Consider the following 21,496-nt stretch of genomic DNA (forward strand, 5'->3'; position numbering starts at 1 on the left):
TGATGATCTGCTCTTGCTTTTTCAGTTATAGATAGTGTTGAAAATCTTTTTTGACTACAATTGTTGCCGCTTTTTTTCGAAACAACAGCCAGACAATGACGCTCAACACAAAGGCCACTGCTTCCAGTGAAAGGATGTACCATGGATAAGGTCCTAGCAAGTCAAGCATACTAGCTGTCGCAGGCTTATGATGCAAGTAAAGATAGTTGCCTTTTGTGAGTTGATTAATGAATGAAATAACAGGCACAAGGATATTAAGAAAAATCATTGTTTTTACAATAGACATAAATGTAGGTCTGTATTCCTTCACCCACGTAAAATAAAGTGGAGTGCAAAATATCAGCATGTGTGTACAAAAGAAATGAAAAAAACGAAAGTGCGGAAAACCGAAATATAAGTAGGGAGTAATCAATGCTTGAGACGCTCCCAATAGACCAATGAACAATAAGATTTCATAAAATATCTTCTTTCCTGTTATCAGTAGGAGAATCGTAAAGAAGGTAGCAAAGCTGCACAATTCAAGTGGAAGAGAACGGCTTGCTGTCCACGTGCCAGTCTGGAGCATCCAGACATGGTAAGCTGTTTCAATCCCGATTAAAAAGAAAGCAGCGGTTAATTCGATGGCTCTCATGTTTTGGCGTTGAAGTTTGTCCCTAAATAGAAAAAGAGAAAAAACTATCAGGACTAAAACTATCAATGCTGTTATATGACTCGTAGAAAACATTTGAAATTGAACATCTTTATAACTGCCACTAAACCATTCCATCTATTCATCCTCCTTATTGGAAATATTTTAACATATAAGTATCTATTAATTAACCATCCTATGAAAAGACAGTTTATCTAATTATACGCACATCAAAAATAGAAAATACTGTACAGTTGTATATAGAATGAAAAGTAATGGTATCATTCGACTATCAAGGAAATTACAGGGGGATAATTATGGTGAAATATATGGTTTTTGATTTTGATGGGACGCTGGCCAATTCAATTGAGCTATTTATTGCGGGTTATAATGACCTTGCCGCAAAAGAGGGATACCGTGAAATGAAGATAGAGGACATTGATTTGTTAAAGAAGATGACCATTCCCGAAAGATGCCGGCATTTAAATTTTCCAATGAGAAGCATTCCATTGGCTGCTCCAAAGCTTTATCGATATTTAAGGAAGTCAGAGAAAGGTCTTCCTTTTTATCCAGGGATCAAAGACATGCTTGACCAACTTAACCAACAAGGGATAAAAATGGCTATTATTTCATCTAACGCGACGGATATTATCGCTCGCTCGCTTAAAGCTCATCAAATTGATTACATAGAGGACATCTTATGCTCCAAGCATATTTTCACGAAAGACAAATTGATGAAAAAATTAATGAATAAACATCGTTTAAAACCGTCCGATGTTTTATATGTCGGTGATGAAGAAAGGGATATTTCTGCTAGTAAAAGGGCAGGGATCAAAGTTGTTTGGGTGGCTTGGGGATATGACGATGAGACCATTGCATTAAAGGCGAATCCCGACTATATTGCCCGGCAGCCATCAGATGTGCTCGCAACCGTAGAAAATATATAAGCATTCAGAACATAAATAAGGAGGCTGCTGCCAGTCAATTTCTGACTAAGCTGCAGCCTGTTATCAATTAATATCTTAGTGTGAGCAGTAAATCGCGAATGGATGGGTCTTTCATAATGGTTTCCCTATACTTATCAGTAATTTTCGTCAAAGCTACATCATGATAGAAAAATTCAGTGAAGAATTTGACTAGCGGTCTAGAGAAGGTATGAATGGCTTGCCACTTATTATCTTCAATCCCTGCAAATAACATCTCTTCCCCATCCACTATCAAAATTCGGCTTTTTTCCAAATGCTGATGGTTCATATCTGGGATCAGTGTGGTAACCGAAGGGATAGCTGTCGGAATTTCACCGATTACATGCACTTTTACTTCTACCCCTTCACAGGATTTGCTTTCGAGAAGAGGAAGGTAAGCAGAGAAGTCGTCTGACCATCCAGAGATGAGAATAGACTGGGATGCTTTTTGGATCATACTTTTCAATAAAGCCTGAATGGAATGATTTTCTTTTAGCGTCCAGACACGATCATCGGTTGTTGTTTGTTTCACTCTAGTTTGTCGCAATTGATCAATATGTGAATCAAAATCAGCTTTCAGTTTTTCGATCGTTGATTCAACAGGAAGGGCGGCGTATAGCCGTTTTTTTTCGATCGTTGATTCAAGAATCATTCCTTTTTCTCCCATTCGATGAAGCACTTCATATACTTTTGCACGGGGAACGCCGGATAATTTCACGATATTTGTAGCATCTAATGGCTCTCCAGCTGAGACAAGAGATTCATACACTTTGCTTTCATATTGAGTAAATCCGAATTGTTGAAGCATGGTTTGGCTCCTTATTCCTCTTTTTACAAATATCATAACACAATCGTAAAACTCCACGTTGCCGAAAAATTTTTTCTTGTTTTTTCTCTTTAATAAAGTTACTCTTTTAGTAGTAACTTTTTAAGGAAGGCGTGTTTGTATGGATAAAAGGGTATATTTGCTCACTATCGTTTCGTTTGTTGTCGGAATGGTTGAATTAATTATTGGAGGGCTATTGGATCTGGTAGCCGAAGATTTGCATGTAAGTCTGGGGAAGGCTGGTTTTTTGATCACGATATTTTCACTTATATTCGCTATTTCAGCGCCCATCTTGTTGACAATAACGTCAAAAATTGAGCGGAAAAAATTAACATTGCTTGCTTTGTTTGTCTTCTTTATTGGCAATGGGATAGCTGCCATCAGTCCTGTTTACGGTATGCTGCTGTTTGCTCGTGTACTCTCAGCGGCAAGCGGATCGCTGCTCGTTGTGCTCTGTGTAACGATGGCGTCAAACATCGTATCTGCTGCCTATCGTGCCCGGGCAATTGGAGTAGTGTTTATGGGGATTAGCGCCTCTCTCGTGCTTGGCGTCCCAATCGGGTTAATGCTTGGAAATGCATTTGGGTGGAGAGCTCCGTTCGTCCTTATTTGCTTGTTAACTTTGTTTTCAATAGCAGGGGTATACTTTTTCATGGGCAAACTAGAAGCCAGGCCATCGATTCCGTTTAGAGAACAGCTTCGAACGCTGAAAGATGGAAAAATTCTTCTTGCCCAGTTCATTTCTTTCTTATTCCTGGCGGGCCATTTAACACTCTACGGATACTTGACTCCCTTTCTAAAGATATCTTTACATTTGGAGAGCACGTGGGTAAGCATTGTATATTTAGTTTTCGGCGTAGCGGCCGTTTTAGGAGGCGGACTTGGCGGGATGCTGGCAGATCGGTTTGGCGCAAAAAGGACGATTCTTTCCGTGCTTGTTCTATTTGCTTTAACTCTTTTTGCTATTCCCCATACCACATTTGCTTTGCCACTCTTTTTGATTGTAATGATTGTATGGAGCATGCTAAGCTGGGCCATCACACCAGCCATGCAGAGCTATCTGATAGAAATTTCTCCTGAAACGGCAGATATTCAGCAAAGCTTGAATAATTCAGCTCTTCACTTCGGCATTGCCTTCGGTTCATTCATCGGCGGGCTCGTCATTGAACATGCCTCTATCGAACATAATGCGAGTGTAGGCGGAGTGTTTATTTTAATTGCTCTGGCGGCAGCCATTTTCTCTATTGCCAAAGAAAGCAAAAAAGCAGGAGCGGTGGAGGAATGAAGAGCAACGAAGAAGGCCAGAAAGCCTGTATAGTTTAATGCGGAAGATATGCAGGTGTTATTCGAGAGAGCAAAAGATAAATAGGGGATTCATTGTGCATCGCTCGTAATCATGGGCAAAAAAACAGTGATCTTCTCCGATAAGGGGCTGTTATTAAGCAAGTATTGTAAAATATAAGGGCTGAATAACTTTTGGATGGGACGACAGGCAGCGTAATAAAAGGGGGATATCCTATTGAAAAAGGGCCATATCTTTTGGTTGATGAGTCTCTTTGTTTCTTTTTTAGGATTTTACAATATAGAGCATTTATTTACGATAAAGCCTGATGAAACTTCCGGCAATGGAAATCTTGGCATGCTAGTTATTCTAGCATTTTCACCTATTTTTGCTATCAGCTGCTTCTTAACCTACAAGTTAGTAAGAGGCAGTGTGAGGGGATGGAAGATGAGAGCGCTAATTCTCGTGCTTTCTACGGCAAGCTGCCTGTTGCTAATACTGTTGGTTATCAGTTATAAAAATGAGTTGGTTGTTGAATTGGGAGGCCCTCCGGATCATCCTCAATCAAAGATTTATCGCTTTGGATGGATTAATCAATATACAAATAGTATCTATTTTAATGCGTATACTTTTTTCTTTATCCATCTCTTGGCCGTGATGGTCGGTTTGCTATCTACAATAAAGAGGGACAACCCTAATGAAAGTGTCCGTAAAAACGAAAAGTAAAGAAAATCCGGCAGAAATGTTTCATGCCGGATTTTTGCTGTGAAATTTAATGCTAATTATTTATTTTTCCCCGCTTTAGTCACAAAAGACTTATTCTTTCTCCATACCAGTTGGTTTTTTCATTTGTTTATAGCTGACTTTGTTAATCACAGTGGCTGATAATGCCGGCCCTTGGATATCAAGCCATGAAGGATACCAGCTATTGATCATCAGCTGCATCGGAGAGGAGCTGAAATTTCCTTCCCAAGACTGGACGACTTTTCCATCGATCAAAAAACGCGTTTCTTCAGGGAGGATGTCCATTCGATAATCGTGAAACTCCTCCGTTGGGTCAAAGGGGAGAGTATATTCCTGCTGTTTCGCTACTCTGCCATCCTGATAAATAGTGAAGAGCGCTTTGCTTTCTGGCTCATTAAAAATTTCAATATCAATCTCGTGATGCAGATCAGGCGGCGCATATAGGAAGAATCCTGTAATAGAGCCCGGTGCATGGGCGACTTTAATGGCCGCTTCAAACTGTCCGTATTGAAAAGTGTTCCTTGTACGTATCTCACCGCCATCTGCCGTTTGATGATTTAATTTAATCTTTACGCTCCCGGGAGTATGTTCAATTTGTTGAGAGAGCAAATAACCACGACCTAGTTTAAACCGTTCTCTAACTTCCCATCTTTGATCGTTCCATGTATGAAAAGTATCAGTAGTGGATCGAGTAAAATGTACTTTTTCTGAAAATAAGTCACGAATATTCCTATTCTCCTTTAGTGATAAGAGAAGAACCAATGAAAAAGCAGTCATAAACAAAAAGAAACTGGAAAGAAGTAATATCTTTTTCATTTGTATGTCTCCGTCATTATTCGTATTTGGCAAACTCTCTTTTTATAATTGAATACGACTGCTTTAGGCGTTCTTCATATTGAGGTTGCTCCCATGGTTTCCAACTGTAAGAAAAGAAATCGTCAGCGCGTAGGTGAATTGGTTCTGAGCCGGCTGTTGCCGCAAAAGAGATTGCCTTAATTTTCTTGGAGGCTTCCATGCCGTCTTTCCAGTAGTCGCCGGCAATTTCTTTTGTACTCGGATCTTTTACATTAAGCAGCATCCACGGAATGCGAATTTCGACTATTCCCGTTTTTTCATTTACTTCATAATCTGCTAGAGAGTTATAATTTTTGCTGTCTGGATTGCCATTTCCTTTTTCTAGCTTTCCAGTTTCGAACGATTCAAAAGGATAGCGCTGCTTAGTAACCGGGTTGATTAATGTTTTATTTAACGCCATCTCGATTTTATGAAATGTGCCGTTATTCTTTTTAGAGGCATAAGGCTTCTTAGAAATCAGATTTAATTTTTCTCCATACATAAAGTAGTGACTGTCATAGTAACTGTCCACAAGCATGCGCGAATCGTCTTTTCCATTCAGCCGCAATAGAAAATCAATTCCGCGTTCCGAGGTAATGCCGCCATTATAAGAAATGTTTTTATTGCCCTGCTGAGCTATCGTGTCGATTAGAAGAGTGGTATCCATTCCAGCTGCTTGTGTTTGGTTATAATCCAACCGAACATAAAGATATCTTTCATCATGAGTGATAAACGCTTGCTTAATGGCACTATTTTTCTTTAATTGTACAGGGATAACATTTGCTTTGTCCCAATCATCGGTTTTCCCATCAACACGAATTTTTAAACGGTCAAAGCTAACGATGCCGAATTGCTGTTCGTTTGTCTGAGCATTTGACCAATACGGGCGACGATTCGGGTCATCGAATTCCATTGTGTTCCACGTTCGCTTGAACCACTCATCCTGCCAGTTAAATACCAGTCCTCCAGTGTAACCCTCTTTGATAATATCTTCAAAGCGTTCGGTAACGACCTCACCTTGTTTTTCTTCACTATTATGGCCTTGATTCCAGCCATAGGGGTTGGAATGGGTAATGCCTCGTGAAGCAGGCAAGCCGAATTCAGCGATTAATACGGGCATCGTGTGCGCCTTTTTCAAGTCGTGCAAATATCCGGCGTAGCTGTTGGTTTTCCCGCGATGATCTTTATACTTTAAATAATTTTCATCGATATTTAAGAAATCCGGATAATACGGATAGACATGATAGGCAGCGAAATAACCTGTTTTCAGTTGTTTTGTCGGATGAATGACATTTGGATTGATTCCGACCAAGTCTTCCTGTTCAAGAGGCTCATAAGGATGGTCGAGTAAGTCCGTTGTCACCCAATTTGTAAAGCTGATAGGGTGCTGCGTACCATAATTTTTGGTTTCCTGCTGAAGGGTATAATCCATCATGGAGGCGAGCCAATATTCAAACGGCTGCGCTTTCTTTGTCTGCATATATGTGCCGATGAAATCACCTTTTTCCTGGTGTTTTTTGTTCGTATGGTCGACCATATCCGGATACCATTCAATTCCAACAATCCATCCGATTAAATAAGGTGATACATCTGCTTTATATGAACCGCTGGCATGTCCCGGTTTTTCGGGAACTTCTGCATTGCCGTGCACTACATTTACAATGGTCCTAATGTCTGATTTAAACTGTTTCATAATTCCACCGTCAAAGGCATCCAGCTTTTCTTCAAGCGGCTCCTCATCTATCCAGATGCCATGGAATAAATAAATAGGTTTTTCGGCTTGTTCATTATAGCGTTTTAAAGCCCGGTAAAATCCAGGAGGATGAAGAGTATATACCCGGATGGCATTGGCGTTCATTTCGCCGATTTGCTTGATCCATCGATAGTATTCTTCTTCTGAGATGGCTGCTTCTCCCGGCCATGCGCCTGGTTTTCCCATTCCCATATTGACCCCTTTAATCGTTAGGGGCTCCCATTTACCATTCTTTAAAACTTGGAAACGGTCATCGGCTACTTTAGCATTGATGGAAATGCCGTCTACTTCTTCTTTATCCGTTTTGACAGCTTGTGTCTTTTTCGGAGATATGCGGGATGCTCGATCAATAAGCGTCTCCATCATCGGAGCATAAGTGTTCCAGTAAAAAGCATCACTATCTGCTGAGTTTTCGCTTGTAAATAGGCTTTTGACTTTGATGAGACCCGTAACTTTATAAAAAGACGGCAAGTTGTTGATGTCATTATAGTCTCCTGCAAAATAAAAGGCGGGAGAGCCGTTTTTTTCTGTTTTAGTGACGGCCGCAAACGTATCAGGAATTCCATGTTCACTGAGAAGTTTTTTTCCTTTATTATTTAGTTTCCATTCATAGTTGGCCATCACCTCTTGTTGATTCCGCGGAGTAATGACATCAAACCAATAATTATAACGAGGGCTTTCTTTCAGATTGAATTCCTTCGTTCCGCGAGCTGTAAATTTTACAGTCAGTTTATCAGATTTCAGATGCCGTTTCTCCAGTACAACGATTTTTCCATTTTCGTGAATAAACAAAAAGCCAGGACCAGAGCTTTTCCATTTGTGCTTTTCTTGAGTTTCGTATGCCTCAATGGCCCAACGAGGAATTTCCTTGTTTTTGGCCGGATCTAGCTCTTCAAAGCGGCGTCCAATCCATCCCGTCCAATCGATATTCAAGAAATTTAGAAAATCATTACGTATATCTTTGGAAGTAGGGGAAGCAAAGCTATTGTATTCTGAGACCCATACAGGTTGCTGATCATAATAAAGCTCTTGCAGCTCCGTCCATTCTTTTTTGCTTATTCCCCCACGGGAGCCTTTAGAGTGGGAAGTATCGATTCCATATGTATCAGCTGTATAAATGAGCTGCGGTGAGTTGGATAATTGCGAGATAGTTCGATCTGTATATTTTTTTTCGGCAATTGGCACGGTTCCCGCGTAATCTGTTTCCTTTCTATAAGGTGCGCCTGAAGGCTGATTATATTTCTTATAGTTTACTAACCACGTCAGACCTTGGTGTTCCCGGAACGTGTCGTCAGGCACCGTTTTATCAAAGATTAATAGATTTATCTTTTTGGTAGGTTTGGCGTGCCAAATGAGTATAGGGGATGTGATAATAAAAAGTAGAATGACCAACCAAAGCCACTTTCTCATCTTATCTACCTCCTTTTAGAATTGTAAATGGTTTCTGCTTATTATATCTCTCTTTTAGCTATAAAATAAACAACCGTTCATGGATCTAGATAAGTAGAAGAAATAATAGAGTGAGCCATAGGTTCATTTTCCCTCTCTATTTCCTCTTCATGTTTCTGTTTAGATCATTTGACAAATTTTCTCGAAAACTTTAAAAGCAAAAAAGTCCCCTCTAACAGCCTATTTATAACGCAGCTGTTAAAGGGGACTAAACGATATTTAAATTTGTACATTAAGATTATCGAAAGGTATTACGCCAGATTCTTCTGAATATCGATGCTCCGAAGAGAAGGAAGGCAAGAAATCCAACTATTGCAAGGATCGTACTTAAAATATCAGCGATCTCTCCTAGACCAATTAGTCCAAAGAAAGTAGAAGTTACCCCTAATACTGACAAGAGGAGCCAAGCCACGCCTGTTAGAAACCCAAGGAAAATTTCAGAAATGCTGCCATTCAACCCATTGCTCATAGAAGTTCACCTCCTTTTTAACAGGAATAGCGGTTCTATAATATAGTTATGCCGATGGATGGGTTTTGGTTTATAAAAAAGCGAAAAGAAGCATAAAAAGGATCATTCTCCAATACAGGGAGGATATGGAAGGTATCGCCAACACTTAAGAACATCCTGAGAGGCTGGCAGAGTAACAGAAGTTCTCCTTTTTTCATAAATAGGCATTTACAAGCACCCGCCACCTTGTCTCAATAGCCGGCCTGCTGAAAGGTTGGGCGTAATAGGTGGCCGATTTAGCGGGCGAATCGCAGGGGACACCAAAAGCATCATCACTACCTTATAGAAGCTTTAAGGCAGTCTTAAAGCTTTCTCGTGAAAGCCTCCGGATAACTGACAACTAATCCATAAAAGTCGATTTTAATATTTGTTTCATATGTACCGCTTTTGTAATGAAATTCTCTTTCGTTATTTGCCTCATTTAAATGTTGATTGTTTTTTTCATCTGCCTCATCACCAAAGGATATTATTCAATGTTCATTCCGAATTTGGGAGAACTTTCATAAGCTATAGTAGCTTATAACAAAGGTGGTGCGCTTAATGAGTGCAGGAGGTTATGGTGGAGGCTTCGCATTACTTGTTGTTTTGTTTATTCTGTTGATCATTATTGGAGCTGCTTATGCTGATGGCGGTGCAGGGTTCTGGTGATCAGCGAAAGAAATGTCATAAAACAAGGAACAGACAAGTAACCAGGCCGCCTCCTTGTTTTCATAAATAGCTGGCAAAGGGCAGAATATAGCAAGCAGAGGACACCTGCTTGCTATCTATACTAAAAACCATACAGTTTTTTTGTCAGACTCTTTTCTAAAAGATTTAACTGTGTGTAAGAAAGCAAACGGTTGATAAAGAAGCTGATGGGAGCATCCGGAAGTGGAAATCAACCACTCTTTTTTACGAAATAGCAATAAAATTCATGAAAACAGCTGTTTTTTATTGTCTACAAATTAGCGATGTGTTCAGCATGTTTAATAATTGCTTTTTTTTGTCTATACTGCTCCCAAGGAAGAAATGAACAATAAATAGAGTGAAGCGGTAAGCATATATAGAGAAGAACTGTAAGAAACTGAATAATTAAAAGTCCAGCATCCATACATCAATGTGACGGTCTTTCTTTATGACTGAAAGAAAGGCTGGATGAACATTTTAGCAAGAATTTACAAAGCGGAGGGTCGCAATGGAGTTTTTCTTTAAAAAAGAAAAAAACAATCACAATTAAAAGAACAGCATGCCGAAGAAACGGATAATGTACCTGCTAAGTCGGAAGATGAAAAAGAATCTTTTTATTACAATCAAGAGACGGGTCTCCATTTCTCCATCCGCTATATCTCTACTCTTATAGACGAGAAGGTCGTGGAAAAGGATGTTTTGCCGTACTTATTGGACAAGCCATTTGCCTCCATTGAAGATGTAAAAAAGATCCTTCCAATTGAAGACGTACAAGTAGAGACAGATGAAAGGCTCATTGAGGACAAGCTTTTTAAAGGATACCTCGTACTCAAAGCAAAGAACGAGAAAGAAAAAGGATGTTTTGCTTTTATTGATGCTAAAGAAACCCTTGTTCGGTCGCTCTCCCCCCTGAGGTCGAAACGGCTGTTATTGGCCCAAAAGAAGCATTTATTGAATCGATCGATAAAAACATCAACCTTTTAAGAACAAGGCTGCCCGTTAAGGAGCTGATGATCGAAGAGTACACAATCGGTTCTATATCGAAAACAAGAACGGCGCTTTTGTATATTGAGAATATTGCCAATCTGGAAAACGTCAATACGATGCGTGAACGGCTACAGCGAATTGACTTTGATTTGATTAACGATAGTGCCTATATCGAGCAGATTGTGGCTGACAATAAAAAATCATTATTTCCGCAAATGCTTGATACAGAGAGAACCGATCGAGCAGCATCCGCGCTTGTGGAAGGAAAATTGATTGTCATAGTTGACGGCTCTCCTCATGCGTTAATCGGTCCGACCAACCTGGTGGAGTTTTTTAGTTCATCTGAAGATTATCTATTAAATTGGATGATGGCTTCTGCCTTGCGTTTAATTCGCTTGTTTGCTGTTGTATTTTCCATTTTAATTACGCCGATGTATGTAGCCGTGTTGACCTATCATTATGAGCTGATTCCCAAAGACTTGATGGCTACATTGATTACTTCCAGACAGGCGATTCCTTTTCCGCCTGTGATAGAGGCGCTTATTCTTGAGCTCGTTATTGAACTGCTCAGGGAAGCTGGAGCACGGCTGCCCACTAAAATTGGGCAAACCATTGGTATCGTTGGCGGGATTGTTATCGGGACAGCCTCTGTTGAAGCCGGCTTAACAAGTAATGTTTTATTAATTCTAGTGGCTCTTGCCGCTCTTGCTTCTTTTGCCACTCCAGTCTATAAGATGGGCAATGTGATCCGCTTTCTGCGCTTTCCTTTTCTTTTGTTTGCTCAGCTTTGGGGACTGCTTGGGGTCGTCTTTTGTTTGCTTATTGTGATTACTCATTTGCTTCGTCTTACGTCATTAGGGCGCCCTTACTTTGAACCACTGTACCCGCCAAGGTGGAGAGATTTAAAAGATTCATTCATTAGAATGTCTTTTGATAAACAAATCCGGCGTCCATCTTATTTGCAGGCACAGAAGCCGATCCGCTTTAAACCGGATGAGCAAAAAAAACGTCATGATATTGAAGAGTAACCAGCGGAGGTTTTTCGTATGCAGCCAATAGAAGCACAAAGGAAGATAGATCCTTTTATTGTTTTTTTTGTTATTATCTCAACACAGATCGGTGTAGGGATTCTCGGCTTTCAGCAGCTGCTTGCCCAGAGCGCCGGTTATGACTCGTGGATATCGGTCATCATTGCCGGCGTTGCGACTCATATTGTTATGTTTATGATATATAAAATGCTCAACGAGGAAGATGCTGGTTTAGCCTCTATTCATGAGCGAGTATTTGGCAAGTGGCTCGGCAAGCTGTTCAATCTACTCTTTGCTGGTTATTTTCTGCTGGGGCTTCTTACGGTCACGCGTACGTATATTGAACTTGTACAAGTATGGATGTTTCCAGGTATAAGTGTATTCTTATTTACTTTTTTCTTTTTCTTGCTTGTTTTTTATATTGTCAGCGGCGGGTTTCGTGTCATTAGCGGGTTATCATTTTTTTCTGTTGTTTTGCCGATCTATCTTCTCATTGTTTTTCTCTTTGTCATTCCTTACACTGATTTTTATAACTTTTTTCCAATATATGAGCATTCCACAAAAGAGATATTGCAGGCCTCAAGGGATTTAACGTTAATTACGTTAGGGTACGAAACGCTTTTAGTCTTTTACCCTTTTATACAAAATGGCCAGCGGTCAAAAAAGTGGGCACACTTTGGTCTGTTATTTACAACGATTGTTTATCTGTACTCGACAATTCTTTCTTTCGCCTATTTTAGCGAAGAGCAATTACAGGAAACGATATGGCCTACCTTGTCCATGCTAAAAATTGTCCAATTTCCATTTATAGAGCGCTTGGAATATATCGGAGTCGTCAATTGGAACATTATTATTATTCCAAACGTCTGCATTTATTTATGGTGTGCCAGCCGATTGTTTAAACAGACAGTGAAAATCAAACAACGGAAATCTGCTATCGGGGTGTTGTGTATTTTTCTTTTTATCACTCCGCAGCTGGAGACAAGGATTCAAGTGGATAAACTGAATGATTATTTTAGCAATGTCGGGTTTGTTATCAATTATCTTTATATTCCTCTTCTCTTTATCTTGCTGTTCATTGTGAAGAAGGTGAAAAAGAAATGATTAAAAAAGGTGTCCTGCTTATTCTTTGCTTTTTCCTGTCGGGGTGTATTCAAAAAAGCATCATTGATGAAGTTCATACGCAAAGAGGGGTAGGGTATGACACAGCATCGAACGATAAAATTCGCGGAACGATTTTGCTGGCAGAATACAGTACAGATCGAACAACTAAAAATGTAACGATGAGCGTGGTGGATCAATCGAGTGTCAATATATTAAATAAGGCCCAAAGACAATCAGACGCAACCATTGTGTATGGATCGCTGAAACTCGTACTTTTTAGTGAAGCCATCGCAAAAAAAGAGATCATTGAGATCAGTGATGCTTTTGTACGGGATGCAAGAATTGGATCAAGAGTCTACTTTGCTATTTCAGAGGGAAGAGCTCAGGAGATGCTAGAGGGGGACTATGGAAAACAAGGAAATGCGACATACATTTCACAAACATTAGAACACAATATTGCAAGTGGAGACGTTCCGAGAACGAACCTTCATTTATTTGTGTATAATTACACCCAGCAAGGAAAGACTGCCTACTTGCCCATGGTTAAGAAGCTCAATGAAGATAGAATCGATATTTCGGGCATTGGCTTATTAGATTGGCAAGGGCGTCTGATTGACAAAGTTTCCAACGATGATATGTTCTATTTTAAGTTGCTCGTTGACAAATACAGCGCCGGAACGAAAACAGTCAAATTAGACGGCGATCGGGCTACCATAAAAAGCATTCGTTCAGAAAATAAAATAAAAGTAAGCAAAAAAATCCTTTTAGCTTCAAGATTAACATAAAGATAGAAGGGATTATTCAAGAATACAGAGGGAGACGTTTAACCCCTCAAAAAATAAAGGAGTTTGAAAAGGCATTCGCTCAGCAAATTACTGAAAGTACAAAAAAACAAATCAAGCATTTTCAGTATCTTGGCATTGACCCGATTGGTTTGGGACGCAAAGCCAAGCAGCAAACGAGAAATTTTGATTTTAAAAAATGGAAAGAAGAATATAAAGATGTCACGGTTCAAGTAAATACCGATGTGGTCGTTTTGGAAAGCGGGGTTGTTCAGTAAGTTTCATAACGTAGACTTAAAGAAAATGGACGAATGATACCAAATACGTTCTTTCTTTAAGAAATGCGCTGCCAAGGATGCAAGCAGGACAACAAATCTATCCTTGGCAGTTTTCTCTGAGGAGAGTCGAACTTATAGGTGAAAATCGAAAAAGGATGGGAGCAGTCCAGAGCAAGGCATTCTTTACCATAAGATGAGAAGCGCCACCTGCCCGATTTACTCCTTTTCCCTGACCAAACGTTCTCTATCGGGTACTCCGGGTGGCTGTTCAAGCCAGTTATGCTTGATCATAATATCAGCCCCACTTTTGGCGAGCCGGGAAATCTCCAGTGACAACCGTTCGTAATTAACCACCAAGTCACTTCTTTGGCTGACAGAAGCAGCAGTTGCATAATTGCCTATTCCTGTCGCACTTAGAAGAGACATATGGAACATCATTAGTTTGTCTGAGAATGTTTGAGTCGTTGAATCGCTAACTGAAATATCAGGAAGCTGCGGGGTTTGAAGCTCATTCTCTAAAAGTGTATCAGCAAAGATTTTAATATGCTTCTTGGAAATGTCTTTTCCTCGCATCATAAATTCTTTGATCTCTTTAGATGGTGAAGTTTGGGCAAAGCCAACACACAGTTTAACCCCGACTGTATTTGTCACTATATTCAGATAAAGGTGAGAGATTTCTACAGCATTTAATGGACGTTTGCTATTGAAAGGATTTAATCCGCTTAAATAGTTTTTACTATCTACATAATCAATTTCTTTTGGAACTTCAATCACAGGGTGTCTAGGGTAAATTCCTTTGGAAAGAGCAATCTCTGTCGTTTGGTTGTAAAGGGAAGAAGTCTCCATTAATCCTTTTGTAAAGTAATCGCGTATATCAGCTCTTGCACTCATAGAGAGAAAACCACTATAAGCCAGCATCCCGGCTCTTGCCATTTCATTCACATAGGTTAGACAGAATACGTCGGAAAACAGCCATGGGGCATCCATATTAACATCTTTATCAGTAAACCCATCCGGGACTGCATATTGTTCTTGATTAAAAAAAGTATGGAGCTGATTTAAATGGTTGGATGACAGGTCAAAAGCAAAGCGGATAGCAGGCTTGATTTCTTTGTCTTTAATATGTTTGAACAAGTAGCCAAGTATGCATTTGGACATGCTGTCGTTCATATAGGAAGTCCAAAGAGAAGCGATCTCAGCTGCGGTAAGAGGAATTTCTTTATTAATTTTCATCGTAACCTCCACAAAGTAAATAGTAATTATTTTTCGTGTTTGCTGCAGGATAATCATAACTTTTCCTTTTTGGGGAGACACTATGCTAGATTTACTTGATAAGTTGAAGTAGGGAGATGGTTAAGTGACAAGTCATGATCATATTAAATTAACATCAAGTGAGTTATCCTCACTTTTTGGAGCATACGTGAGTGATACATTGTCCATTTGTGTGCTTTCGTACTTTCTGAATCATGTGGAAGATTCCGACACAAAAGATTGTGTAAAGTTTGCTCTGGAATCGGCCCAAACGCGTGTGAAAAAAGAGGAGAGCATATTTAGAGCAGAAGGCATCGTTATTCCTGTGGCTTTTAGTGAACAAGATGTCAATGTGCGAGCGCCGAGGCTCTACAGCGATGAATTCATCTTGCATTATGTGAGTAACATAGGGGTCATGGGATTGAATGCATACACCACTGCTTTACCGACTACAGCCAGACAAGACATTCGGGAATTTTTTAGTCTTTGCTTACAAGCAGCCACTGAATTATTCAATCAATCTGTAGATATATTGCTGAACAAAGGTCTGTATATTCGTCCGCCTTATATTCCTTATCCGCAGGTGACAGAGTTTGTTCATAAGCAGCACTTCTTGGCTGGTTGGTTGGGTGAGCAGCGGCCTTTAACAAGCACAGAAATTTCCTTTCTTTTTATGAATTTATACCGTAATACATTGGGAAGTGCGTTGTTAACAGGTTTTTCACAAACAGCCCATTCAAAGGAGATTCGAAAATACATGGAAAGAGGAGCAGAGATTGGGCAACATCATAGTGCCGTATTTGCGAAATTTTTAGAGGAGAGCAACTTGCCCGTTCCTACTGTTTCCCATTTCACAGTGACTGATTCGGTGGAGGCCGTATTTTCCGACAAATTAATGATGAGCCATACGGCTGCTCTGTATAACGCGGGCAGCGGTTTTTATGGGAGGAGTATTGGAGGAAGTTCCAGAAAAGATCTGTCAGCTGCTTACAGCCGATTAATGATTGAAGTAGGGGAATACTCGCTCGACGGGGCTAAAATAATGATTGAAAATGGTTGGGTGGAAAAGCCGCCTTCCGCTCCAAACCGAAAAGACTTAGCAGGGGGTTAAACCGATGTGGATGCAAAAGAAAAATTGTTTTGGAGCATTGCCCTTCCCGGTTTTGGGCAACTCTTAAACGGAAAATACCTTAAAGGTCTCTTGTTAATTGTTTTAGAATTTCTTATTAATGTACAAGCTAATTTTAATCAGATGATCATTGCCAGTTTTCAAGGTAATATCGAACAGTCGATCGCCCAAGCCGACTTCCAATGGCTCATGTTTTACCCTTGTGTTTACTTTTTCGCCATGTGGGATGCCTTTAAAGATGCTGGAGGAGGAAAAGAGCCCTATTCTTTTTTGCCATTCGTGTTTTCTGCTTATTTTGTCACAGTAGGGCTTATTTTTTCAACGAAATTAAAGGTTTTTGGCATATTGATAGGCCCTATTTGGCTTCCGATGATGGGGGTGATTCCAGGATTACTAACAGGACAGTGGCTGAAAAAAATACTAAAAAAGACATAGGGTTAGGGATTAAACAGTCAGAGTGTATGATGCATTTTATGAGAACAGAGAAGATAACACAGATAAGCAAAAAAGGATTTCCGGAACGTTTTCGAGTGTTGGGCATGTTAGGAAAAGGTTTTTTCAAATCATAAATGCTGCCAAATGAACGATGTTCCGGAGATTGCTGGTTTATCGAGCATAATCGAACTAGGCCTTCACAAACTCTCATGACCTGGAGGTAGCACAATCCATTTTTTTTTAGCAGCTCGATGCATAGATTAATGAAAGGATTTTCTTAAAGTGAATAACGGATTCCGCTTTAGCAGTATATTTAACAGCCAAGAATAAAGATACGTAAAGATCAGGCCAATAACGATAGCAGGCCACCCAAAGACAGCAAAGCCGAAGACCAGTACAATGATATTAATAAAACGAATAGATTTGGCGATATTTATTTTATTATTTCTTTTATGCAAAATAAGCGCAATGACGTCCATTCCAACGGTAGATGCATTTGTTGAAATGCAGCAATAATAGCCAAAAGCAATGAAAAGGCAGGCAAGTAAAATGTCGACGCCGATATTGATTGTGCAATTAAAGGGCAGGCTGTAAAACAAGGAAAAAGAAAGGGCATAAAATAAGCTGCTGCCAATTGATTTTACAAAGTTTTCTTTTCCTAAAAATAATAATGAGACGCTTAGTAATAATCCAGTCATTCCGTTGCTTACATATAGAAGTGGAACATGAAAGGCTTTGTCCACGATCATTGATAAGCTAGTTACTCCGCCATTAACAATATGATGAGGTACCATCCATTTGGCATAAGCAAATCCTAAAAAAATATTACCGATTAAAATGATTAATAAATCTGCCATAAACGGCTGTTTTTCCCTCATTCTCTCCCCCCTTTGAAGTACAAGTACTTATCCTTTTTCCCCTCACAGCAAATAAAAATGCTTTTCTGCTTACTAACGCCAGTTAATTACTTACATACGATGCCAAAAGCTCTTTTTCCTTTTTCTCTTTTATGAGGATTTGTCATGAAGACTAAGCGATTTTTTCATAAGTAGATGCTGATTAAGAAAGGGCTGTCATTAAGAGTCAGGGTATAGTTGAAGGAGGCGTGACCTAAAGAATCATAGCGAAAGATGGATTTTTTGTCCACTAACCATAATCCTCTTCTGTATGTTTCTGTTAACAGGCGAAGGATGGAGAGAAGATGGAAAGAGATCGGTGCTATGTACGCGGGAAAGATAGCTCTACGCTTATTTTCTTCATTATTAAAAATAGAAGAAAATGTGCAACCTGATCCAGAGGCAGATGTAATATCACAATAAAACGGTTCTCTATCTTGGTACATTGGCAGAGATAGGGTAATGATAGACTTTTATAAAAGCAGAAGAATGTTAGATGAAAAGGAAAGGAACATAATTCTCGATGAAAATATAATTGAATAAGAAGAATATTTTTTCTCAGCTAACGAAGCAAATTAATTATCGTGGATGGATGATAAGGAGAAGATTTTGAAAGAAATAATAACGGCCGATTTTTAGATGGATGATTATGATTAGAGCTCCCTTGTTGGAAGCTCTTTTTTTATTTTAAAGAATAGGGAAAGGCAGACGATTGAATCAACTTTCGCTGGTTAGACCTTTAATTTTTCATTACATTCAATGTAAAAAAGCCGTCATGTGTAGAAATTGCTACTTTTTGTTTCTCTTTTTCAAAAAATCTTACAGCGCCTAATTGTTCTTCTTTTAACTCTGTCCAGCCTGAGTTTTTAATTGCTTTTAAATACTCTTCGTGTATGCTGCTAATTTCATCAGCTTTTGAATAATTATATTTTTGGTATTGTAAGATGTTTGGATTACCAGATTGGCCTTCTGTTTCTTTCGCACTGGCGGGCACTGGAAAATCAGAGTTTATCGTTGAAGGGATAAACTTATTAGTATTTGAAGAGCATCCACTGATTAATAAGAGACTGAATAGCACACCGATTATTTTTTGCAAACGTAGTTAAACCTCCTATACTCATTTTTCTAAGTCAAAAACGTTCCTCATCTTTCCTTTCTTCCCGATAGTTAGTAGAGTGTCTATCCCCAGCTATTGAGCGATTATTTTTAACACCTTTTGTAAGGTCATCGTATGGAGAGTAATGGCTAGAAGATAGTTTTTTCTTTCTAATCATTTTATAAAGAATTATTCCCACGCCAAGAACGATGATTAAAAGAACGATATATTGCATGCTGGACATCACTCCTTAAATAATAAGTTATTCGTTGAATGGATGGGGGAAATTGGATGAAAACGTAACAAATGAACAGTATTACATTGATATTCTTTTTATTATAGTATTAACACCCATAATGTACAAATAATGGGACGTTTTGCTAGGATGCACACGAACAGCAAATTCACTCACTGGATTTTAGATTAGTCTAATCGCCAAAAAGGTGTGTTTTATGTAATCACTCTTTTTTTGGTTGTCTCCCTTTATTAGATAGAGCCTTCTTTTTCTTCTATTTATAAGAATTTTATGTTAAACGGCACCTGCTGTGTTGGTGTTACTTAGTAAAAAATAGGTATATGGTCAGAAGAATTTAAGGAAGTTATAAGAAGGAAAGTGTATTCTTGCTTTACATATAAGACTTATAGAGAAATGATAAGGAAAAAAGTCACGTTAAACAAAAAAGCTTTTGAAGATAAGAAGCTTAATTAATAACTGACATCATATTAAACTGCGTAAATGTAAAGCAGGCAAGCAAGTATAAAAATATAGAAGCAAAAAGCCGAATGTTTAAAGATTGTTCATGATAGCGGCTGTGTTCTCTATAGTAGGGGGGAAAGAAATGCAGGGGAAAGAGTATGTTGATCAAGAATGGTTAGCGCTGATGATCGAGGCCAAGAAAGCAGGTATTTCAATTGAAGAAGTGAAGAAGTTTCTTAAAAGTAAGGAGACATCTAGTGAATTTCTTAGTTTTATAAAGAAAGATAGAATATAGAGGGGGAGTAGCTGTTTCAGATGGATATAAAAGAGGGAATGTGCAAGAGAATTCTAAGGGACCGTTCTCTTAGATGAAATTAAAAAAGATCTCTTATGGATTCAAAATATAAATCGACATTTCAGTTACTTTGTGATATCAATTATTTTTTAGCATTTTTGTTAAGCTAGTTGAAAGTCTCTGGCCTTCTAATAAGTCCAGCTGATTGTCGACGAGTAGGGGGAGTTCATATCTTTGCCTGATCACGTAGAAAAGTGGGCCACCTTTATGGGATCAGTTCAAGTAGCCCGCCTCATGGGGGATCAAAGGAGAAGGTGCAATCGATCCTGTTCTCTCCTTTTCTGTGTTCACTTTTCGCCAGTAAACAAAGGGTCTTCTAACACTCACTTTAGAAGCTATTCTTTAAATAAAGATCATTTGAGCTTTTTTGCTGCTGCACATAATTTTTCTCCTTCTTGCTTCAGAGAATCCCATTTCTTTCTTTTAGGAATGGATGTAATTATGCACGCGATTTTATATGTATTTAACCAGCAGTCAGCTGGTTTTAAAAAGGGCTTTTTTATTAGAAGGTGACGGTGGATTTAAATAAGGAAAGCAAATGAAGAAACTAATATTCATACATGTGAACACTGGAAATTGTTTAAGCTATCCTCCCAAATAAGGAATCTCTTGCGGAATTCATCATTCAGGAGATAGTTAAAACTTAAGGTGTTTTTTTATGTTTGTCCCTGCTGAATATGCATCAAGGTTTCCACTGTTTCTTTTCCAGGATGAATACCGATTTCCTCTTTTAGTTTCTTCTCAAAATTTTCATATAAACGGATGGCATCTGCCCGCATGCCGAGATGTGCGTATCCTAGCATTAAGCGAGTGACGATGTGTTCTGAATAAGGGTTAAACTGTAATATTTTGTGCAAGCACCCTATATATTTATCCTCTAGACTATTTTGTTCATAGTAATCGGCCAATCTATGCAAAATAGCTATAAGCTTAGCCGAGAGTTCATCTGCTTTCGGCCTTGCCCATTCGTAAGCTTCTTCCTCCATAAAAGCACCTGTATAAAGCAGAAGCACCTTTTCGACGTCCTCTACATTGTTAGAAGAAACGCTTTCTGATAACTTTTCAAATGAAGAAACATCCAGCACTGCGTCATGTAAGTGCAAGGTGTATTGCTGGCCTGCAAAAGTCAGCGTATTGCCGGGACCAAACCCCTCCAGTTGCTTGCGTACATAAGAAATACAGGTGTGAAGATGAATTTTTGCTTTTTGGTAATCATGGCCTGGCCAAAGCTGATCAATGAGTATATCCCTATGGACCGGCTTATCCAGATGGAGTGTTAAGAAAGCAAAAACTTCTTTAATCTTAGCAGTTTTCCATTTAACAGCCGTATTATTACAGACAATAGAGAATTGCTTGAAACATTGTATATAGAGGGAAGAGGACTGAGGAGACAGTATCGGCTCCTTCTCTTTTTCCAGATTTAGTTTGTCCTCAAGGCGATCAATAGTCTTAGCCAGCCGCTCTTTGAGTATAGGCTTCAGCAAGTAATCAATGGAATCTAGTTCAAATGCCTGAATGGCATAATCTCTATGTGCCGTGGTAAACACAATTTGGACATTAGGCTTTTCATCTTGAATAAGAACAGCTAAATCAAGCCCGCTAATCCCAGGAAGATCAATATCAAGGAAGGCGGCGTTGAAAGAGATGTTGTTGATATCCTTAAGAAGCGACGGTGCATCTGGGTACGTGCCAACTACCTCTACTTGAAAATGAGCCAGTCGTTTTTTCATCAATTCTAGCGCTAACGGTTCATCATCTGCTAAAATAGCCCGAATCATAGATATGCCTCTCTTTTTCTTATTA

At 39.1% G+C, this 21,496-nt stretch carries 21 protein-coding genes and 1 pseudogene; 12 read left to right on the forward strand and 10 right to left on the reverse strand.

Features of this window, described 5'->3' with window-relative positions; all coding sequences use genetic code 11:
- Positions 1-25 precede the first annotated feature (25 nt).
- Positions 26-766 carry a YwaF family protein gene (locus tag CJ483_RS00120; protein ID WP_120030807.1) on the reverse strand — a complete coding sequence of 247 codons (741 nt, stop codon included), beginning with the start codon at positions 764-766 and terminating at the stop codon, positions 26-28.
- A gap of 179 nt (positions 767-945) precedes the next feature.
- Between CJ483_RS00120 and CJ483_RS00125 the strand changes: the two genes are divergently transcribed.
- A complete protein-coding gene (locus CJ483_RS00125) occupies positions 946-1,575 on the forward strand; it encodes an HAD-IA family hydrolase (protein ID WP_182916911.1) in 630 nt (209 codons plus the stop codon).
- A gap of 67 nt (positions 1,576-1,642) precedes the next feature.
- On the opposite strand, the gene CJ483_RS00130 is transcribed toward CJ483_RS00125, so the two are convergent.
- Positions 1,643-2,401: a TrmB family transcriptional regulator gene (locus CJ483_RS00130; RefSeq protein WP_120030811.1), complete on the reverse strand. Its 759-nt coding sequence runs from the start codon at positions 2,399-2,401 to the stop codon at positions 1,643-1,645.
- A 139-nt stretch (positions 2,402-2,540) separates the two neighbouring features.
- On the opposite strand from CJ483_RS00130, the gene CJ483_RS00135 reads away from it, so the two are divergent.
- Positions 2,541-3,704: an MFS transporter gene (locus CJ483_RS00135; RefSeq protein ID WP_120030813.1), complete on the forward strand. Its 1,164-nt coding sequence runs from the start codon at positions 2,541-2,543 to the stop codon at positions 3,702-3,704.
- A gap of 234 nt (positions 3,705-3,938) precedes the next feature.
- Positions 3,939-4,427: a hypothetical protein gene (locus tag CJ483_RS00140; RefSeq protein WP_120030815.1), complete on the forward strand. Its 489-nt coding sequence runs from the start codon at positions 3,939-3,941 to the stop codon at positions 4,425-4,427.
- A gap of 90 nt (positions 4,428-4,517) precedes the next feature.
- Here the strand turns inward: CJ483_RS00140 and CJ483_RS00145 are convergent, their stop codons facing one another.
- From CJ483_RS00145 to CJ483_RS00155, 3 genes are all read right to left on the reverse strand, one after another.
- Positions 4,518-5,261 (reverse strand): glycoside hydrolase family 16 protein, encoded by a 744-nt coding sequence (locus CJ483_RS00145; protein WP_120030817.1) that lies wholly within the window; start codon positions 5,259-5,261, stop codon positions 4,518-4,520.
- Positions 5,262-5,277: 16 nt separating this feature from the next.
- On the reverse strand, positions 5,278-8,442 hold the full coding sequence (locus CJ483_RS00150; protein ID WP_120030820.1) for a hypothetical protein: 3,165 nt from the start codon (positions 8,440-8,442) through the stop codon (positions 5,278-5,280).
- A gap of 277 nt (positions 8,443-8,719) precedes the next feature.
- Positions 8,720-8,950, reverse strand: coding sequence for an ABC transporter (locus CJ483_RS00155; RefSeq protein WP_120030822.1), 231 nt, complete (start codon positions 8,948-8,950; stop codon positions 8,720-8,722).
- 579 nt (positions 8,951-9,529) lie between these two features.
- Between CJ483_RS00155 and CJ483_RS00160 the strand changes: the two genes are divergently transcribed.
- The 5 genes and pseudogenes from CJ483_RS00160 (at position 9,530) to CJ483_RS25590 (ending at position 13,834) form a co-directional block, all read left to right on the forward strand.
- Entirely contained in the window at positions 9,530-9,637 is a 108-nt protein-coding gene (locus CJ483_RS00160) for a YjcZ family sporulation protein (protein ID WP_120030824.1), read from the forward strand.
- 549 nt (positions 9,638-10,186) lie between these two features.
- Positions 10,187-11,670 (forward strand): annotated as a pseudogene (locus CJ483_RS00165) (spore germination protein); the annotation flags it as partial.
- An 18-nt stretch (positions 11,671-11,688) separates the two neighbouring features.
- On the forward strand, positions 11,689-12,774 hold the full coding sequence (locus tag CJ483_RS00170; RefSeq protein WP_120030826.1) for a GerAB/ArcD/ProY family transporter: 1,086 nt from the start codon (positions 11,689-11,691) through the stop codon (positions 12,772-12,774).
- Positions 12,771-13,559 (forward strand): Ger(x)C family spore germination protein, encoded by a 789-nt coding sequence (locus CJ483_RS00175; protein WP_120030828.1) that lies wholly within the window; start codon positions 12,771-12,773, stop codon positions 13,557-13,559. Before CJ483_RS00170 ends, CJ483_RS00175 begins: the two co-directional genes overlap by 4 nt.
- Positions 13,560-13,573: 14 nt before the next feature.
- Positions 13,574-13,834 carry a Ger(x)C family spore germination C-terminal domain-containing protein gene (locus CJ483_RS25590; protein WP_481747727.1) on the forward strand — a complete coding sequence of 87 codons (261 nt, stop codon included), beginning with the start codon at positions 13,574-13,576 and terminating at the stop codon, positions 13,832-13,834.
- A 216-nt stretch (positions 13,835-14,050) separates the two neighbouring features.
- Here CJ483_RS25590 and CJ483_RS00185 read toward each other — a convergent pair whose 3' ends face one another.
- Positions 14,051-15,067, reverse strand: coding sequence for a DUF3231 family protein (locus CJ483_RS00185; RefSeq protein WP_120037715.1), 1,017 nt, complete (start codon positions 15,065-15,067; stop codon positions 14,051-14,053).
- Positions 15,068-15,191: 124 nt separating this feature from the next.
- Between CJ483_RS00185 and CJ483_RS00190 the strand changes: the two genes are divergently transcribed.
- Both CJ483_RS00190 and CJ483_RS00195 read left to right on the forward strand, forming a co-directional pair.
- Entirely contained in the window at positions 15,192-16,196 is a 1,005-nt protein-coding gene (locus CJ483_RS00190) for a DUF3231 family protein (protein WP_120030832.1), read from the forward strand.
- A 6-nt stretch (positions 16,197-16,202) separates the two neighbouring features.
- On the forward strand, positions 16,203-16,649 hold the full coding sequence (locus tag CJ483_RS00195; protein WP_120030834.1) for a hypothetical protein: 447 nt from the start codon (positions 16,203-16,205) through the stop codon (positions 16,647-16,649).
- 260 nt (positions 16,650-16,909) lie between these two features.
- Here the strand turns inward: CJ483_RS00195 and CJ483_RS00200 are convergent, their stop codons facing one another.
- Positions 16,910-17,527 carry a YitT family protein gene (locus CJ483_RS00200; protein ID WP_120030836.1) on the reverse strand — a complete coding sequence of 206 codons (618 nt, stop codon included), beginning with the start codon at positions 17,525-17,527 and terminating at the stop codon, positions 16,910-16,912.
- Between the two features lie 312 nt (positions 17,528-17,839).
- Between CJ483_RS00200 and CJ483_RS24785 the strand changes: the two genes are divergently transcribed.
- Positions 17,840-17,968 (forward strand): hypothetical protein, encoded by a 129-nt coding sequence (locus CJ483_RS24785; RefSeq protein ID WP_259455518.1) that lies wholly within the window; start codon positions 17,840-17,842, stop codon positions 17,966-17,968.
- Positions 17,969-18,284: 316 nt separating this feature from the next.
- Here CJ483_RS24785 and CJ483_RS00210 read toward each other — a convergent pair whose 3' ends face one another.
- Positions 18,285-18,641, reverse strand: a complete 357-nt coding sequence (locus tag CJ483_RS00210; protein ID WP_120030840.1) for a hypothetical protein — start codon at positions 18,639-18,641, stop codon at positions 18,285-18,287.
- A 34-nt stretch (positions 18,642-18,675) separates the two neighbouring features.
- Positions 18,676-18,876 (reverse strand): FeoB-associated Cys-rich membrane protein, encoded by a 201-nt coding sequence (locus CJ483_RS00215; RefSeq protein WP_120030842.1) that lies wholly within the window; start codon positions 18,874-18,876, stop codon positions 18,676-18,678.
- 604 nt (positions 18,877-19,480) lie between these two features.
- On the opposite strand from CJ483_RS00215, the gene CJ483_RS00220 reads away from it, so the two are divergent.
- Positions 19,481-19,633 (forward strand): anti-repressor SinI family protein, encoded by a 153-nt coding sequence (locus CJ483_RS00220; RefSeq protein WP_120030844.1) that lies wholly within the window; start codon positions 19,481-19,483, stop codon positions 19,631-19,633.
- 716 nt (positions 19,634-20,349) lie between these two features.
- Here the strand turns inward: CJ483_RS00220 and CJ483_RS00225 are convergent.
- Positions 20,350-21,471 (reverse strand): response regulator, encoded by a 1,122-nt coding sequence (locus CJ483_RS00225; protein WP_120030846.1) that lies wholly within the window; start codon positions 21,469-21,471, stop codon positions 20,350-20,352.
- Between the last annotated feature and the right edge of the window lie 25 nt (positions 21,472-21,496).

Origin of the sequence: Bacillus sp. PK3_68 (genome assembly GCF_003600835.1) — a bacterium.
Taxonomy (GTDB): domain Bacteria; phylum Bacillota; class Bacilli; order Bacillales; family Domibacillaceae; genus Pseudobacillus.

Coding starts and splice junctions, on each gene's coding strand:
- CJ483_RS00155 (WP_120030822.1), bottom strand. CDS start 8,950: ATGAGCAATGGGTTGAATGGCAGCATTTCTGAAATTTTCCTTGGGTTT.
- CJ483_RS00120 (WP_120030807.1), bottom strand. CDS start 766: ATGGAATGGTTTAGTGGCAGTTATAAAGATGTTCAATTTCAAATGTTT.
- CJ483_RS00125 (WP_182916911.1), top strand. CDS start 946: ATGGTGAAATATATGGTTTTTGATTTTGATGGGACGCTGGCCAATTCA.
- CJ483_RS00130 (WP_120030811.1), bottom strand. CDS start 2,401: ATGCTTCAACAATTCGGATTTACTCAATATGAAAGCAAAGTGTATGAA.
- CJ483_RS00220 (WP_120030844.1), top strand. CDS start 19,481: ATGCAGGGGAAAGAGTATGTTGATCAAGAATGGTTAGCGCTGATGATC.
- CJ483_RS00135 (WP_120030813.1), top strand. CDS start 2,541: ATGGATAAAAGGGTATATTTGCTCACTATCGTTTCGTTTGTTGTCGGA.
- CJ483_RS00200 (WP_120030836.1), bottom strand. CDS start 17,527: ATGAGGGAAAAACAGCCGTTTATGGCAGATTTATTAATCATTTTAATC.
- CJ483_RS00145 (WP_120030817.1), bottom strand. CDS start 5,261: ATGAAAAAGATATTACTTCTTTCCAGTTTCTTTTTGTTTATGACTGCT.
- CJ483_RS00225 (WP_120030846.1), bottom strand. CDS start 21,471: ATGATTCGGGCTATTTTAGCAGATGATGAACCGTTAGCGCTAGAATTG.
- CJ483_RS00215 (WP_120030842.1), bottom strand. CDS start 18,876: ATGCAATATATCGTTCTTTTAATCATCGTTCTTGGCGTGGGAATAATT.
- CJ483_RS00160 (WP_120030824.1), top strand. CDS start 9,530: ATGAGTGCAGGAGGTTATGGTGGAGGCTTCGCATTACTTGTTGTTTTG.
- CJ483_RS00170 (WP_120030826.1), top strand. CDS start 11,689: ATGCAGCCAATAGAAGCACAAAGGAAGATAGATCCTTTTATTGTTTTT.
- CJ483_RS00175 (WP_120030828.1), top strand. CDS start 12,771: ATGATTAAAAAAGGTGTCCTGCTTATTCTTTGCTTTTTCCTGTCGGGG.
- CJ483_RS00185 (WP_120037715.1), bottom strand. CDS start 15,067: ATGAAAATTAATAAAGAAATTCCTCTTACCGCAGCTGAGATCGCTTCT.
- CJ483_RS24785 (WP_259455518.1), top strand. CDS start 17,840: ATGGAGAGAAGATGGAAAGAGATCGGTGCTATGTACGCGGGAAAGATA.
- CJ483_RS00150 (WP_120030820.1), bottom strand. CDS start 8,442: ATGAGAAAGTGGCTTTGGTTGGTCATTCTACTTTTTATTATCACATCC.